This window comes from Arenibaculum pallidiluteum, from assembly GCF_017355985.1.
Lineage (GTDB): Bacteria > Pseudomonadota > Alphaproteobacteria > Azospirillales > Azospirillaceae > Arenibaculum > Arenibaculum pallidiluteum.
The window spans coordinates 714,440-730,014 of sequence record NZ_JAFIQU010000001.1; the positions used below are offsets into that span (position 1 = coordinate 714,440).

Sequence of the window (15,575 nt, forward strand, 5' to 3'; positions counted from 1 at the left end):
AAGTCACGAGACCGGGTCCGCCCCCATGACCGAATGGAACTTGCCAGTTTCGAGCTCCAGCCGATAGCTCGGCACGTCGCCGATGGCGATCGGCGCCGGCAGGTCGGTGGCAGCGATGGCCTTGCCTCGCCTTGCCGCCACATGCGTATGGCCATCCAAGGTATGAACCTGCATTCCAACCAGGCCGGCAACGTGGCTCAGGCTCTCTTCGGTATGCAGCGAGACATGTCCGTTGCGGGCACAGGCGTACCACCAGTCGCCCTTCTGCGTTCGCGGCCGAAGCAAGGTTGAGAACACAAGGAGACCGTCTCCGCAGAGCTCCGCCAGGCGAGAGAACAAGCCGACTTGATCGGGCACGTGCTCCACGACCTCGAATGCGGTCACGAGATCGAACGGCCCCTTTGGTGGCGGCGCGGAAATGTAAAACGGATCCCAGCAGACCGCATCCACCCCGAAGCGGCGCAGCTCGCGCGCGGTGGCCCCCTCCCCTCCGCCGTAATCAAGCACCCGCATTCCACGCGCGAACGTGGCCAGCCACGCCGCAAGCTTACGCGGCCGGATCTCCGCAAAATGCGGATCGCACAGGATATAATCCTCATTATAAATTGCGTCTCGGAACTGCTTATGGGTCCATAGATGCAGTTCCGGGATCCAGGCAAAGCCACACTCGGAACATTCCACGAAATGGACGAGAGATCCGCTGAGCGGATATGTACGCGCCCCTTCAAAATAATCGTTGCAGGAGATGTTGAAGTCTTTGGCTAAAAGCGGCGCGGCCTTTCCGATGCTACAAACAGGACACTGTGGCCACTGCATTGCGGATCGCACCCCAGCCGACGCTCGACGTGCGACAACGTAGAGCAAGGATGGTTAACCAATTGCATATAAAAGTTGTGACCGTCAGATGCCGTGAAGGGCTTTCGGAAGGGCCCTTCCTCCATCCAGGGGAACGCAGACATGGGGACAAAAGTGATCCGGATGATCGCGGTGGTTTTGGGAACGTTATTCGCGGGACTGGGCTCGGCTTCAGCTCTTGATTCGCCGAAGACGGAACCGATCCTTGTCGTAGATGGGGACATTACCGAGACGAACAGCCCCTCCGGAGCGACCTTCGATTTGGCCATGCTGGACGCCCTGCCACAGCACAAATTCACCACCGGCTATCATTTCACCAAAGGAACGGCGGAATACTCCGGCGTGCTGCTAAAAGATCTCGCGGCTGCCGTGGGAGCCAAGGGGCGCGTCGCCGAGGTGCGTGCGCTGAACGACTACAAGGCCGACGTCCCCATGTCGGACACGGAAATTGTTCCGGTTCTGCTCGCAACACGAATTGACGGTGCTCCGATGCGTGTGCGTGACAAGGGCCCGACATGGCTCGTTTACGACACCCGTAAGCGCCCCGAAATGAACAATCCTACGACCGACGCGAAAATGGTCTGGCAGATCACTCGCATCACATTCAAATGAATATGGGCCAGGGGAGTGCCAGAAGGAGGCCAGCCACAGCGGGCTTCCTCTAGCGCTGTTTTTTTCTTATCACGAGAACGCCGAGTTTGGATACAAAACTTTCGAATACAATACTTTGCGCTCAAGCTCGAGCACAACGGCTACTGGAGCACACCGTGGTCTGAGAAGATGCATCGAATGCTCTGATGTGCCCCTCTCGAGGACAAGCATGCACTTCCGGTCGAGCGGAAGGCCCGTGACGTATTCACCGGGTTTGACCTCCTCGGCAGCCGAACGGCGCTCCTGTTCGAAATAGAGGACGCTGACTTCTTCAGAAAGAACCCACCTTCCATACTGCACCGGCGTCGGCCCGGGATACTCTCCAGGTCGCGGGAACAGGGCTCCGGCCACTCGCGACCCGGCAGAAGCACTCGACTGGATCGAGGCGCCACGCCGACAAGCAGCAAGACGTGGACGCGCGGATTCCATCAGGACACGACCTTCGCATTGGAAAACCAGAGAAAGCCGGACAGGACCCAAGCGGCCGTTTCGATCGCGGCGGCGATCGGCGCCATGGCCGGACTCTTCGTCGGCCCTGGCGGCCTTCGCCGCGGAACTCACCTCAATGGGCGATCAGCTGCACACCCCTGGCCCGTTCCATCGCCCGCCTGTTCGTCTGCCGGCGCACCCGCGGCCATGCCGATCTGAGACTCAGGCGTTTGCCGGATCACCAACGGGGGTGACGTCACACGCCATGCATTTGAGCCATCTCAAAGACGATTGCGCCCCCGGAGCCCATGGTGGCGGATCGCAGCGGGACGATCGCTGCAGCCGACAGCGAGCAGGCGGTGCACTCCATGTCTCTGATTCAATGGCCGGGGGATCTCCTGATCGGCCACTCGGCCGTGGATGACGACCACCGTCACCTCGTCGAAATCATCAACAAGCTCGCCGAGGCGCATGCCGCGGGCCGTCAATCCGGGCTGATCGGAGAGATCCTGTCCGAGCTCGCGGACTACACGGCCGCGCATTTCGAGCGGGAGGAGCGTTTCATGGAGCGCGTCCGCTATCCCGGGATCGACGAGCACCGGCTGAACCACTCGCAGCTGATCGGCTCGCTCTCGCGCATCATCTACGACTTCGAGATGGGCCGTCCCGTCGATCAGCCCCTCCTGGATTTCCTCAGGCACTGGCTAACGGACCACATCATGCGCTTCGACAAGCGGCTTGCGGCCTACACGGTCGACCAGATCCCGACCGAGGCCGAGGGGGAAGCCCTTCCCGATCCCGCCGTCGCCTGAGCCCTGCCACGCGGCGCGGCCCCGTTCACCCATTCCGGAAACATCCGAGAGCAGCGGAGATGCCATGCGCCTGAACGAGCCGATCACCGACCGCGAAGTGGAGCTCACGGACGGCATCGTCCTGATGTCGCGCACCGACGAAGGCGGCAGGATCGCCTTCGTGAACCGGGCCTTCGTGGAAATCAGCGGCTTCAGCGAGGAGGAACTCCTGGGCGCGCCCCACAACCTCGTCCGTCACCCGCACATGCCGGTGCAGGCCTTTGCCGACCTCTGGGCGACGATCAGGGACGGCCGCCCCTGGGAAGGGCTGGTGAAGAACCGCACGAAGAGCGGGAACTTCTACTGGGTGCGCGCCAACGTGACGCCGGTGATCAAGGGTGGCGCAGTCAAGGGCTACATCTCGATCCGGACCAAGCCCTCGCGCGCGCAGGTCGCGGCGGCGGAGAACGCCTATGCCGGCATCCGCAACGGGAACAAGGGAGACTTGAGGATTCAGGACGGGGAGGCGGTCCGGCCCGGCCTCGCCCGCGCCCTCGGCCCGGGTGCGGCGAGCGTCACAGGCAGGCTCGGAATCATGGGATGCCTGTCCGCCGCGACCACCGGCGGCGCGCTGTGGCTCGCCCTCTCCGGCGCGCCTGCCGCCGCGGCCGCGACGGGCCTCTTCGGCACTGCGGCCGCGGCTGCGCTGGGCTTTGGCGTCGCGAGCCTCGTCCGCCGGTCCCTTGCCCGGATGGAGACACATTTCGAGGCGATCGCCCGCAACGACACGGGCCACGAGATCGAGATGCCGGATACGGCAGAGTTCCGGCACGTCACCACCCTGCTCCGCGCGACCAGGGCCAAGCTGGCCTACGCGCTCCAGGAGCGACTGGAGCTCGAGCGCCAAGCGGACGAGACCAGGCGCAGGGCGCTCGAGGCGATGGCGAATACGATCGAGACCGAAGCGCGCCATGCGGTCGAGGACGTCGCCAGGCTGACCGACGCCATGGCCGGCAGCGCCGAGGGGATGGCTGCATCGGCCGAGCGCGTCAGCCAGCACTCCCAGGGCGTCTCCGCGGCCGCGGACGAATCCCTGACCAGCGCCCAGACCGTTGCCGCCGCCACCAAGCAGCTCGCCGGATCGATCTGCGAGATCGCCGCCCAGGTCACACACAGCAGCACCATGACGAGCCAGGCGGTCGAGAACGGGCGGCGCACGCAGGAGGCGATCCAGGCCCTGTCCGAGGAGGTCGTCCGCATCAGCGAGATGGCGGGGCTGATTGGCGAAATCGCGGGGCAGACCAACCTGCTGGCGCTGAACGCGACGATCGAGGCCGCCCGCGCCGGCGAGGCCGGGAAGGGCTTCGCCGTGGTGGCCTCCGAGGTCAAGAGCCTGGCCAACCAGACCTCCCGCTCGACCGAGGAGATCAACGCCCGCGTCGCCGCGATCCGCGAGGCGACGCGGGCGGCCGTGGACGCGGTCGCCGCGATCGGCCGGACCGTGCAGGAGATCGACAGCACCTCGGGCGCCATCGCGGCAGCCATGGAGCAGCAGAGCGCCGCTACCCAGGAGATCAGCCGGAACGTCCACGAGGCGAGCGCCGCGGCGCAGGAAGTCTCGACGCTGATCGCACGCGTTTCCGAGGACGCCGTCATGACTGGCCATCGGGCCATCGAGCTGCGGGGCTGCTCGGGCCAGGTGAACCGGAGCATAGAGACGCTGCGATCCATCCTCGTGCGCGTCGTTCGCACCTCGACCCGCGAGGCGGACCGCCGCCGCGACAACCGCTTCGAGGTGGACCTCGCCTGCACGTTCCAGGTGGAGGGCACAGACGGGGCCGCCGGCCGGGTCGTGAACATCGGCCCGGGCGGCGCCACCGTCGCCGGCGGCGCGATGGGAGATCCCGGTGCCCGCGGGATGCTGCAGGTCCATGGCTGCCCGGTCCCGATCCCCTGCACCCTGCGGGCGGCGGAGAATGGCGCAGCGCATGTGCGGTTCGACCTGGATCCCCGCGCGGCGATCGTCGTCGAGAGCTGGCTTGCATCCCTGGTGGCCTCCCGGCAGAGGCTCGCCGGCTGATCCGGCGCCTGCGCACCATGCGCCGCCGGCTCGTGGAAGAGCCGGCGCTCTTGGCCCTCGACGAGTCGGTGAGCCGGGTTCACGCGACCTCGGGCGCCCATGACGAGGCGCATAAGGGAAACCGCTTCGGGTCGAGGACGATGGGGTCGGCATGCCCGATGCTACCGAATTGGGCTCGGACGACATCGGCATGGCGATCACGATGCGCGTAGCGACGCAGTTCGGCGGGACGCTTCGTCGCAGCGGCGAGACACATGGCTGGGAAGGACTTGCTCAGGGCGGGATTCGCACGTCACGCATTCAATCTCGGCGAATCGCTCCCGGATCTCTTCGTCGAGGACTGCTCATCATCAAAAAAGGCCGCCCTTGCAACGACTGTAAAGAGCGGCCTTCGAGACGCGCGACTTATGCGGTTCGGACCGTGCGGCTGGCGTATTCTCTATACAGGCGCTGCTGATTCATTGCATCGCGCTTTGGCGCAACCCCGAACATCCGGCAGTATTCGCGGCTGAATTGCGAAGCGCTTTCGTAGCCGACTTGATAGGCAGCCTCCGCTACGCCTGCAGCCTCCGCCACCATCAGCCGTCTCGCCTCGAGAAGGCGCAGCTGCTTCTGGAACTGAAGCGGTGTCATCGAGGTGAGCGCCTTGAAGTGTTGATGGAACGAGGACGGGCTCATTCGCGCGACTTCGGCCAATTGCTCCACACGCAGCGTCCGGGCGAAGTTCGTGTGCAGTAAGGAGATGGCTTTCACGACCCGCTCAATATTCGATTCCGGCAAGGCCAGCCTGTAGAGCTCGCCTCCATGCGGGCTGTTCAGAAGCCAGAAGTAGATCTCGCGCATGACGGAGGGATAGAGGATGGGGATCGCCTTCGGCGTCCCGGACATCCTGACGAGACGCTGGATGCAGTTCGCCAGAGGCTCATCGACCTGACTCACGAACATGCAGGGACCGGGGCTGGTAGGCGGGACAGGCGGCTCATCCAACTGTTCCACCACGTCGCGCAGCGCAGTCACGTCGAGATCTATGGTGACGCCGATATAGGGCGCGTCGGGGCTCGCCTTGACGATCCGCCCGCTGGCCGGCAGTTCCACGCTTACGACCAGGCACTCCATCGGCCCGTAGGAGAGCATGTCGTCACCAAAGAGGATTTCTTTTCCTCCCTGGATCACGACGCAGAGCGACGGGCGATAGAGCGCCCGCATCGGCATCATTGCCTGACAAGAGCGGACGATGTTGAAGCCGTCGATCGGCGTCGGAAAAAGGCCCTCACCGCCATCCTGGCCTTCGATATAGGCGGTAACCGCCGCAAGAAGCGATGACGACACGCGAGCCTCCGGCTGCTTGCGAGGCCAGCGGCCCACATCTGGCAACGTATCACCCTTTGTAGGATTGGGCAGATTTTTTGAGAGTTCCGGTATTCTGTTCACGGGGCACTCCATCTAGCTTGAAGGCGCCAAACAAGCCCGGAGCGCGACGATCATGACAGAAATCGCCGAACGGTCAATAGATGTCAACTAGTCGATCAGACCCATTTGAAGGTGCCCAAGTTAAATGTGTATATGGGAGGCGCGGTCCAGGGATACTTATTACACCATCCCTATCCCCTGTTTTTCCAGGTCAGTTGAACACGACGGCCCATCCTGCTTGAGACGTTCCGAGCGGATCTTCGACTTAGCGATACCCAGATGGGCCTGCTCACCGGGCTCGCCTTTGCGGCCTGCTAATCGCTTCTGTCCCTTGGTCCCGCGCTCGGGCCTCTCACCGTCGGTGTGATCAGCGAAGCGATGACCACCGCAGTAAGCCCCAATGGCCTCGGGTTCGCGCTGCTGGTCGCCCCAGTCTCATTTGTCCTGATCGGAATTGCCCTGCCGATTGCAAGCCGACGCGTCCTCGTCGTCCTTCGACAGCACCAGCGGCAGCTCCGCACAAGCAGATAACCCGGCAGTGGCGCACCACGCGCCGAACGCCGGCGCAGCCGACTCGAGCACGTCATGCAACAGCCTCAAGAACGGAGATCTTCGAAGTGCCCGATACTGATAGCTCTCGCCGCACGTTCATGGCCCTCGCTGTCGCCGCGCCGGCGGCTCTCGCGCTGACGAGCGCGGCTTCGGCCCAGACTTCCACGGCCCGACCGCTCCCCCTGCCTGGCGCCGGCCGGGCCGCCGTCATCACCGGCTCGTCGCGGGGCATCGGCGCCGCCACCGCCAAGCGTCTGGCGCGCGACGGCTACGCCGTGACGGTGAACTACCTCACCAACCGAGATCTCGCCGCCCAAGTCGTCCGCGACATCGAGGCGGAAGGCGGTCGCGCCATCCTTCGCCAAGCGGACGTCGCTGATCCCGCAGCGGTCAAGGCCCTTTTCGATGCCAATGACGGGGCTTTCGGCGGGGTTGATGTGGTGGTCAACAACGCCGGGATCATGATTGTCGGCCCCTTTGCTCGAATGACCGACGCAGCATTCGATCGAATGATGGCCACAAATGTGAAGGGCAGCTTCAACGTGTTGCGCGAAGCGGCGCGGCGCACTCGTGTCGGCGGCCGGATCATCAGCCTGAGTTCGAGCATCATAAAGACGCCGCCGCCGGCTACGGCCGCATATGCAGCCACAAAAAGTGCCCAAGTGCTCTTTTCGAGCGTCCTCGCGAAGGAGCTGTCAGGCCGCGGCATCTCAGTCAATTCCATAGCGCCCGGCGCCGTCGACACTCAGCTCCTCCGTCAGCATGGAGAAGAAGCACTTCGAGGAATTCCCGAGCAGACGCCGCTCGGTCGCTTGGGCCTGCCGGAAGACATCGCCAACGTCATCGCTCTTCTTTGCTCTCAGGACGGTGCCTGGATCGACGGCCAGAACGTCTTCGCAAACGGTGGTCTCGGCTGAATGGGAGCAACTGGCTTGCTCACGCCGCCGATGCGGTAGAGCGCCGCTCTTGCATCACCATCAGTGATCAGAATTCGGACGCGCAGATCTCAACCAACGTGAGGAGGCGCGTCTCGATCCATACACCCACCATCCAGGAAAGGATAATTTCGTGAAGTACAAGACACTTGGCAATACGGGCCTATTCGTTTCCGAAATCTGCCTGGGGACAATGACCTTCGGAGGCAAGGGCGTCTGGGCGAATATGGGCAATGTCCAACAGGAAGACGCACAGGCGCTCATTGCCCGTGCCTTCGAGCACGGCATCAACTTCATCGACACTGCCGACATCTATTCGAACGGCGCCTCGGAGGAGATGGTCGGCCAATCGTTGAAGAACCTCGGCGTCCGGCGCGAGGACGTGGTGATCGCCACGAAGGTGTGCGGCCCGGTCGGTCCCGGCCCGAACGACCACGGGAATTCGCGGGGGCACATTCTCGACAGCGTCAAGGCGAGCCTCAAGCGACTTCGGGTCGATCACATCGATCTCTATCAGCTCCACAACATCGACACCGTGACGCCGATCGAGGAAAGCCTTGCCGCGATCGACACGCTCGTTCGGCAGGGCCTGGTCCGCTATGTCGGCGTCTCGAACTGGTCGGCCTGGCAGATGGCCCGTGCGCTCGGGCACAGCGAACGCCTGAATCTCGCCAAGATCGCCACGACGCAGAACTACTACACACTCGCCGGCCGCGATCTCGAACGCGAAATCGTTCCACTCATCAAGGCTGAGAAGCTTGGCCTGCTCGTGTGGAGCCCGCTGGCCGGCGGCCTGCTCAGTGGCAAGTTCGGTCGCAAAAAGCAAGCCGAAGAAGGCAGCCGACGCACGACCTTCGACTTTCCGCCCGTCGCCATGGACCGTGCCTATGAGGTGATCGATGCCATGGAGGCGATCGCAGCCGACAAGGACGTCAGTGTCGCGCAAATCGCGCTCGCCTGGCTGCTGCACCAGCCGCACGTCACCAGCGTGATCGTTGGTGCAAAACGCAAAGAGCAGCTCGACGACAGTGCGGGCTCCGCAGATGTCGTGCTCACCGCCGATGACCTCGCCAGATTGGACGCTGTCAGCGGGATCGCACCGGAGTATCCGGCCTGGATGCAACGCGTCCGCGAAGTGCCGCCAAAGCCGCCGCTGAGAGCAGCTCCGGTCGCCACGACCTGAAAACGGATCAGGGAATCGCCGCCCCGTTCGAACGATGCGAAAGGTGGATCGCCGGATATCCCCAATCCGTCAGCAATCTCCGCAACCACCGAAAACCGAACCCGACAGCTGAACGCATTCGGTGGCCAAAATCATCCACCGACAGTTTGAGAGAAGAGGAACAGCCAATGGATTTCGACCCGGTCGGCGCGGTCATAGCGTGGGTCGGCGCCTACGGCCTCGTAGGTCTCTTCCTCGTCGCCCTGGCCGAGCGTTTCGTGCCCGTAATGCCGTCCTATGGGCTTCTTTTGGCCATCGGCATCGGCGCGGCGGACGGGGTGTGGTCGCTACCCGCCGCGTTCATCGCAACCACCACAGGCGGCGTGTCCGCGTGCGCGGTCTGGTTCTACGCCGCCCGGAGACTGGGCGCTGTCCGCTCCGCGCGCCTCCTCAACAAGACTGGTCGGCTATTCGGGATGTCCGCCGATCGCATACGGCGCGGGGTCGCTTCCCTCCGCCGGAACCAGACCGCGCTGGCCTTCGCGCTGCAGCTCGTGCCGACCGTCAGACTATTCGTTCCGGCATTCGCCGCTCTTCTGCGCGGAAACGCGCGCAGTGTCCTCGTGGCATCGGCAGCCGGCATTGCGGTGTGGAACGGCCTGTTCATCGGCCTTGGAGTCTACGCCTCTCATTCGATCCAGACGACAAACACAACGGTCCTTGCCCTGGCGGCGCTCGGCTGCCTCCTGGTTGTGGAGGCCGCCCTGTTCTGGGCCGTGCGACGGGTTCGCGTCCGCCGGAATCCGGATGCCATGTCGTACGGGGTCTGATCACATCTGCGGTGCGCGACCGGTCGCCCCGCCGCTTCAACGCAAACCGACTTCGAGATCGCTTTCCATGAAACAACACCTTATGGCCGAGACGTTCGGCTTCTTCCACGCATGGCTCAGAAACCCCCTGCGCGTCGCGGCCATCGCGCCGTCAGGACAGGCGCTCGCCAGCCTGATCACCTCCGAAATCTCACACGACACCGGACCAGTCATCGAGCTTGGGCCGGGCACCGGCGCGTTCACGCGCGCCCTGATCGCCCGTGGCGTCAGACAGGAAGACCTGGCGCTGATCGAGTTCGGATCCGAGTTCGCCACCGCGCTCCACCTCCAATACCCGCGAGCGCGCACTCTTTGGATGGACGCAGCTCGCCTGCGGATGGTCGACCTCTTCGACGGCAGACCAGCCGGCGCCGTCGTCAGCGGACTGCCCGTCCTGTCGATGCCGCCGCGCAAGGTAATCGCGATCCTAATCGGCGCGTTCCGCAAGATGAGGCCGGATGGCGCGGTCTACCAGTTCACCTATGGGCCGCGTTGCCCGGTCCCGCCCAGACTGCTCGATCATCTCGGGCTCGAGGCCGAACGGATCGGCGGCACGCTCGCCAACCTTCCTCCTGCGGCGGTCTACCGGATCAGGCGCAGGCATCCCGCCCCTATCCACCCTGTCCGCCTTTCATCGCGGCAACCTGCGCCCGTCGGATGAAAATGGCGAAGGCGCAACATGTCCGACATCGATCCAGTTGCGCCTTAGAGGGAGCCCGACGAGATCTGCTGGATCGGAGGCGCATGCCCGACCTTGCGCTCGATCTACGCTTCCTGCGCTATGCGATCACGCCGCGGACTATGGCAGCTTCCGACGCACCGCTCGGCTCTGGGCGTCCCGAAGTGCACGAGCAGCCGGCGCGTGCAGTTGCTTGAGCAGCGTCCTAACCGCGTTTGTTCGAGCGACACCGGGGCGGAATACGCCTGACCGCGGGTGGCGAGCATTTCCTCAGGGAGGCGGCGGCGACGGCGCATGGGCTTCAGCGCGCGGCATGCGAAATGGCGGCGGCCCGTAAAGGAAAGGTCGGGATAGCGGGATAGCGCGGGACATCGTCATAGGGACGATATCGAAGCAGCTGCGACCTTCACGCCTATCCCTTCCTCACGCAAAAGCGATCCATCGGCCCGCGAAAACGGCACAGAGCCACAAGCCGAGCGATAAGATGGCGGCGACACGGCCTCTGGCCCGTCCCACCATGCTCGCAACGCTTTCGGGGCGCGAGGCGATGTGCAGAGCGACCGCGTTCCCCCCCGCCGCCAGCAGGATGAGGACCTTCGCGAGAAATGCAGGATCCCGCACGTAGTTTCCGATCCGGACCGACACGAGCAGAAGGCCGGTCGCCACGGCAATCGCAAAGCCGATCATCGCCAGGCGAATGAGTGTCGGGAGGACCGGATCGAATTTGGGGCCGAGGATACGCAGCAGGCGAAGATCCACCGAAGCGATCGAGCCGATGAGGATGCCGACACCCAGGATGTGAAGCGCCGAAATGGTCGGATAGAGCCAGGGTACGACCACGATAAGCCGCACCGCGGGCGCCGCCTCTATCCACTGGAATAGCGATATCAACTGCATCCGTTGACATCTGGCGCCCAGTCTCCGGTGTAGGAAACGACAGTGCCGTCCGAGAGGCGCAGCCAAGTGCTGCGGAGTTGGTGAGGCGAAAGGCAGTTGCGCAGGGCGACAATCACAATCCGATCGCCGACGCTCAGCCGGTCGGAGAGTTGGTAGAACATGCGGACCGGAGAAAGCTCGATCTCTCGTACCTTGCCTACATCCTCGGCCCGAACGACGGCGCGCCCGAAATACTCCGCTGGCCGACCGACCTCGAACGCGGGAAGCTCGGCCGTGTCCACCCGGATCGACAACACTGGATGCGGCGGGGCGAATGTGGCCGCGGTGATCGTACCCGAAAGAACGATCGGGGTGGCGGCATCATAGCGCCCCGTCACGCCGTGATGGGCCAGGACGGTGCCGGTAAGGCAGAGGATTGTGAACGCGACGCCGCAGGCGCCACCGACCAACTTGAGCATGCGACATCCTTCCTGGCTGGTTTCCGGATCGATGCGCTGCGCTGGCCTTTCGACCAGTATTTTTCGCCAGGAAGCTAGGCCGGTCTTGGCAGGCGATCCATTCTCCGCGGTCCGAGATATCGTCGCGATCGTCCGGAACTCGATCGAGCCCCCGGATCTCGGCCGGTTTCTGCATCGCGCCGCTGTCGAGCGGACGGAACGTCTGGTCGCTGACACCTTTTGAAGCTGGCGAGGGTGAAGCATTCGAAATCCAAAGAGCGTTTCCTAGACTGGCTCCTGACCATGCCCCCCTTTGTCCCCGAACATGACCTGTGGCGGCCAACGCTTCGCGTCGTTTGCAAACCCGCGAACTCACTTCAGGGCGGCCGGGAGTGGAGATGTCGCTCGAAGTCGAACGCAGCCGGACCAGTCATGCAGCGAGGCATGCTGCACTGGCACTGGCTTGGAAGGCGCGCGTGTCCGCCATAGACGACCAAAAGGAGCGGAGCGATCGCGCGGATGGAAATCGCTGCGGCAGTCCTAGCTTGCCAGAGGCTGCGTCGCAGCTCGTCCGTCGCCCTGCGCTGCAGCCGGTCTTCGCATGCGTCCATACTGGCGGGGTGAGCAACCCATCACCCGCTTGAATGCCGTGCTGAATGCGCTTTCGGACTCATATCCGATCGTAGGCGCGATGACGGAGACCGGATCGCCGGACGTCTCCAGCCGGTCGCAAGCGAGCAGCATCCGCCATCGGCTGAGATACTCCATCGGCGTTTCGCCCGCCGTTTCCCTGAAGCGCAGCGCGAAGGTCGAGCGGGACATCCCTGCTATCTCGCCGAGTTCCTGCAACGTCCAGCGGCGGGCCGGATCGGAGTGTAAGGCGGCGATCGCCTTGGCAAGTTGCTTGTCCGCCAGGGCGAAGAACCACCCCACGCCGACGCCAGGCCCCTCGGCCAGATGAGCGCGCAGCGCCTGAACCAACATCATGTGGGCGAGATGCTGGGCGATCAGATAGCCACCCGGCTCGCCCTCACGCAATTCCTGCATCATCCGTTCGACCGACCAGCGGAGCGTCGCCTGGTCCGATGCCTTACGGAGATGCACGACCGGCGGCAGCATCGCCAACAGCATTCCGGCATGACCACCGCTAACGCCAAACCGGCTTCCGACCATGAAGAGGTCGCCACCACCATTGATGAAGACCTCGCCGCCGCGCCGCGCGGGCGGGAAAATCTCGGAGGCCGGCACGGGCGGCAGGTCAAGATTGCTGGCGAGACGAAAGGGCTGGCCGCTCGGCAGGACGAAACTGTCGCCCTCCTCAAGGGTCAACGGCTCGGGGACACCATCGATCTGGAGCCAGCACGAGCCCGACACGACCGCATAGCATTTGATGAGTTGGCTCTGGTCGCCGAACTGCACCGACCATTCTCCCCCGGCATGAAAGCCAGAGGAAATATAACTCTGCGGCTTGAGCAGAGAGAGAACTTGGGAGAGAGGGTCCATCTAGTTCCGGACGGTTGGGAAGATTTTGGTAATTTTGCGGCCTCGACCGTTCGACGTGCAAGCGGTCAAGCGCCGCGTATCCACGGCGCTTGGTGCCATACCGATGTCTCGCAGTACCATAGTGGCGACCCTTGGTCGGAGGAGGCGCTATTCCGCAAACCGCCTATTGAGGGCTTGGCAGGTGTAGCCAGCCAGCCCGCCGATCCCGGTCGCAAAGGCGAGATGCACGAAGGATGCGGCAGCGAGGTCAAACTCAGCCGCGAAATAGGTCACCATGCCGAGGAACCATGCCAACATGTTGCCCAGAAGAGCGTGGCTACGCAGCCCAACGATGAGGATCGCGACAAGGAACACAACGACCGGCAGAGCCAGGTGGTTGAGCGAGGGGACGAGGGCGCCGGTCATGATGTGCGACACCGCGCCGATCGCGATGCCGAGCCATAGGCAAATCATCGCCGCAGCACTGTTCTTGAGCGACGTGGGGCGTGTGAACCAAGCGATGAAGCCTGCGAACATTACCCAGACTTCCAGGCTGAGGGCTGCGCTCAGCCATGCGGCAAAGGCTGCCACGACCGAGGCGATCAGCGTCCAGAGAATGAATTTGCCGCGTGGCTGGCTGTGATCGGCCTGCGGCGACGCCTGCCGTACTTCCTGAACTTGTGCGCTGCTCATGATGAAGTTCCCTTTCATCGGTCTCCAAGGCAGGGATGAGGATTGAGCTCGATCGAGCTATGCTTTGGGGGTGGCGGGCTGGCTGCCCGACAAGCGGTCATGCAAGACACTGAGCGCCGATTTCGGACCCAACGGCTGCGAGTGCACCGCCGGGTTTGGTGGCTGGATCGGTTCTTGCGGACCGGATGTGGGTTTTCCTCTACATCTAAGGCGCGAGCGGCTTCGCACGGCGGATCTCGCCATGGTCCGATCCCTCACCCCAGGACGGCAGGCTTCAGGATTGCCTCGCACCACTGGCGGAAGGTCGTCGGGGTTGAAGTCTCGAGGCTTCTGGGAACAGTCAGATCGAGGCCCTGATTCTTCGCCCAAGCCATATCCGTCATGCCCTGTGCCATCGCGTCGGACATGCCGAACTGCATGAAGCGCGCCTTGTAGGCGTCGAAGCTGATCTGCTGATAGCTGACCGGCTTACCGAGCACATTGGAGATGACCGCGGCCATGTCGTTGAACGAAATGTCTTCGGGGCCCAGGACCGGCACCTCGCCTTGGTCGCTCCAACTGTCATCGAGCAGCCAGCGCGCGGCGACGGCGGCGATGTCACGCGTCGCCACACTGGGAAGCTTGAGGTCGCCGGAGATCGGAAGGAAGAACTTGCCCTGATGTCTGATTGCCGCCGCCTGACGGGCGATATTGTCCATGAACGAAGGGTTGGCGAGGCCACGGAAGGCGACGCCCGTGCTGGCGATCAGGTCGTCCATCGCCAGCGACCCGGTGACGTAGCCCGCTTTGCCGGCGAGGGGCGAGCCGCGGCCGAGCGCCGTGATCGCGACGACGCGCTTGACGCCTTGCTCCTTCAAAGCCGTTGCGGCGGGACGGGTGAAATCGACGTAGGCCGCCATGACGGAAGCGGCCTTCGGGTCAGGGGGCGTCAGCCAGAATACCGTGTCAGCGCCGCTGAACGCTTCATTCACGACGCCAGCGTCCCCGTGGGAGCCTTCGATGATCTCGGCGCTGGCGCGCACCTGTTCCGCCAGACGGGACGGATTGCGTGCGATCACTCGGATCGGAGCACCCGACTGGAGAAGGATCTGGACGACCTGATGACCAATATCGCCGGTGGGAGCGGTTACGACGATCATAGTGACTCCGGGGTTTAGGAGCGGCTTGGCTGGTTCAGCGAAATTCCGCTCGTCGAATTCCGCTCGTCGGCAGGCGCGATCTCGCGGCTGCTCGACTTTGACATTCGCATGGGAGGATATGCGGCAACCCCAGGACGGTCGATGCTCCAGGATCCGTTTTATCTTTGCGATCGTCCGACACGACCTTCCGATCTGGTTCCGCGGTGAGCTGTGGCGTTCCGCGCTGCACGCCGCACCGCACCGGAACACAAGGGACCGTTCCCATTCCATGCGCGAACTCGCCGGCGAGGGGCTGCTTCAAGCTGAAGATCCTCGAAGCTCCATGTCCTTCTGCGGGCCATCGCCGAGGGCGATGACGCGGCGGAACAGATCGGAACGGCTCGGTCAGGTAGACGGAGCCGACGCGCTGAAGGTAGAGGCGGCGCTAGCGACCCGCTAAGTCGGCCTTACGGAATGATGGAAAACCACGCGTCGCGCGGGCTCGATGCCCAAAATTCCCCAGCCGTAGCTTCCC

At 63.7% G+C, this 15,575-nt stretch carries 15 protein-coding genes; 7 read left to right on the forward strand and 8 right to left on the reverse strand.

Translation table 11 applies throughout. From position 1 onward, the window contains the following. Positions 1–3: 3 nt before the first annotated feature. A complete protein-coding gene (locus tag JUB13_RS03450) occupies positions 4–816 on the reverse strand; it encodes a class I SAM-dependent methyltransferase (RefSeq protein WP_207477236.1) in 813 nt (270 codons plus the stop codon). 141 nt (positions 817–957) lie between these two features. Here JUB13_RS03450 and JUB13_RS03455 point away from each other — a divergent pair, with 141 nt between their 5' ends. The 3 genes from JUB13_RS03455 (at position 958) to JUB13_RS03465 (ending at position 4,806) form a co-directional block, all read left to right on the forward strand. Next, on the forward strand, positions 958–1,467 hold the full coding sequence (locus JUB13_RS03455) for an oxidoreductase (RefSeq protein ID WP_207477238.1): 510 nt from the start codon (positions 958–960) through the stop codon (positions 1,465–1,467). 836 nt (positions 1,468–2,303) lie between these two features. Further along, positions 2,304–2,747 carry a bacteriohemerythrin gene (locus tag JUB13_RS03460; RefSeq protein ID WP_207477240.1) on the forward strand — a complete coding sequence of 148 codons (444 nt, stop codon included), beginning with the start codon at positions 2,304–2,306 and terminating at the stop codon, positions 2,745–2,747. Between the two features lie 64 nt (positions 2,748–2,811). Further along, the gene (locus JUB13_RS03465) at positions 2,812–4,806 is read left to right on the forward strand and encodes a methyl-accepting chemotaxis protein (protein WP_207477242.1); all 1,995 of its coding nucleotides are present in this window, start codon (positions 2,812–2,814) and stop codon (positions 4,804–4,806) included. A 405-nt stretch (positions 4,807–5,211) separates the two neighbouring features. Here JUB13_RS03465 and JUB13_RS03470 read toward each other — a convergent pair whose 3' ends face one another. Continuing rightward, positions 5,212–6,237 (reverse strand): AraC family transcriptional regulator, encoded by a 1,026-nt coding sequence (locus JUB13_RS03470; protein WP_328702855.1) that lies wholly within the window; start codon positions 6,235–6,237, stop codon positions 5,212–5,214. A 414-nt stretch (positions 6,238–6,651) separates the two neighbouring features. Further along, positions 6,652–6,816 carry a hypothetical protein gene (locus tag JUB13_RS03475; RefSeq protein WP_207477246.1) on the reverse strand — a complete coding sequence of 55 codons (165 nt, stop codon included), beginning with the start codon at positions 6,814–6,816 and terminating at the stop codon, positions 6,652–6,654. Between the two features lie 17 nt (positions 6,817–6,833). Between JUB13_RS03475 and JUB13_RS03480 the strand changes: the two genes are divergently transcribed. The 4 genes from JUB13_RS03480 to JUB13_RS03495 all read left to right on the forward strand — a co-directional run bounded on the left by JUB13_RS03480 (position 6,834) and on the right by JUB13_RS03495 (position 10,395). Further along, positions 6,834–7,685, forward strand: a complete 852-nt coding sequence (locus JUB13_RS03480; protein WP_328702856.1) for an SDR family oxidoreductase — start codon at positions 6,834–6,836, stop codon at positions 7,683–7,685. A gap of 151 nt (positions 7,686–7,836) precedes the next feature. Beyond that, positions 7,837–8,886: an aldo/keto reductase gene (locus JUB13_RS03485; RefSeq protein WP_207477248.1), complete on the forward strand. Its 1,050-nt coding sequence runs from the start codon at positions 7,837–7,839 to the stop codon at positions 8,884–8,886. 167 nt (positions 8,887–9,053) lie between these two features. Continuing rightward, positions 9,054–9,695, forward strand: a complete 642-nt coding sequence (locus JUB13_RS03490; RefSeq protein WP_207477250.1) for a DedA family protein — start codon at positions 9,054–9,056, stop codon at positions 9,693–9,695. 82 nt (positions 9,696–9,777) lie between these two features. Then, a complete protein-coding gene (locus JUB13_RS03495; RefSeq protein WP_236024676.1) occupies positions 9,778–10,395 on the forward strand; it encodes a class I SAM-dependent methyltransferase in 618 nt (205 codons plus the stop codon). A 441-nt stretch (positions 10,396–10,836) separates the two neighbouring features. Here JUB13_RS03495 and JUB13_RS03500 read toward each other — a convergent pair whose 3' ends face one another. From JUB13_RS03500 to JUB13_RS03520, 5 genes are all read right to left on the reverse strand, one after another. After that, on the reverse strand, positions 10,837–11,310 hold the full coding sequence (locus JUB13_RS03500; RefSeq protein WP_207477254.1) for a hypothetical protein: 474 nt from the start codon (positions 11,308–11,310) through the stop codon (positions 10,837–10,839). Beyond that, positions 11,301–11,768: a DUF6152 family protein gene (locus JUB13_RS03505; protein ID WP_207477256.1), complete on the reverse strand. Its 468-nt coding sequence runs from the start codon at positions 11,766–11,768 to the stop codon at positions 11,301–11,303. The genes JUB13_RS03500 and JUB13_RS03505 overlap by 10 nt, the downstream gene beginning before the upstream one ends. 519 nt (positions 11,769–12,287) lie before the next feature. Continuing rightward, positions 12,288–13,250 (reverse strand): AraC family transcriptional regulator, encoded by a 963-nt coding sequence (locus JUB13_RS03510; protein WP_207477258.1) that lies wholly within the window; start codon positions 13,248–13,250, stop codon positions 12,288–12,290. A gap of 147 nt (positions 13,251–13,397) precedes the next feature. Beyond that, on the reverse strand, positions 13,398–13,922 hold the full coding sequence (locus JUB13_RS03515; RefSeq protein ID WP_207477260.1) for a DUF1097 domain-containing protein: 525 nt from the start codon (positions 13,920–13,922) through the stop codon (positions 13,398–13,400). Between the two features lie 254 nt (positions 13,923–14,176). Further along, positions 14,177–15,061: an NmrA family NAD(P)-binding protein gene (locus JUB13_RS03520; RefSeq protein ID WP_207477262.1), complete on the reverse strand. Its 885-nt coding sequence runs from the start codon at positions 15,059–15,061 to the stop codon at positions 14,177–14,179. Positions 15,062–15,575: the final 514 nt, after the last annotated feature.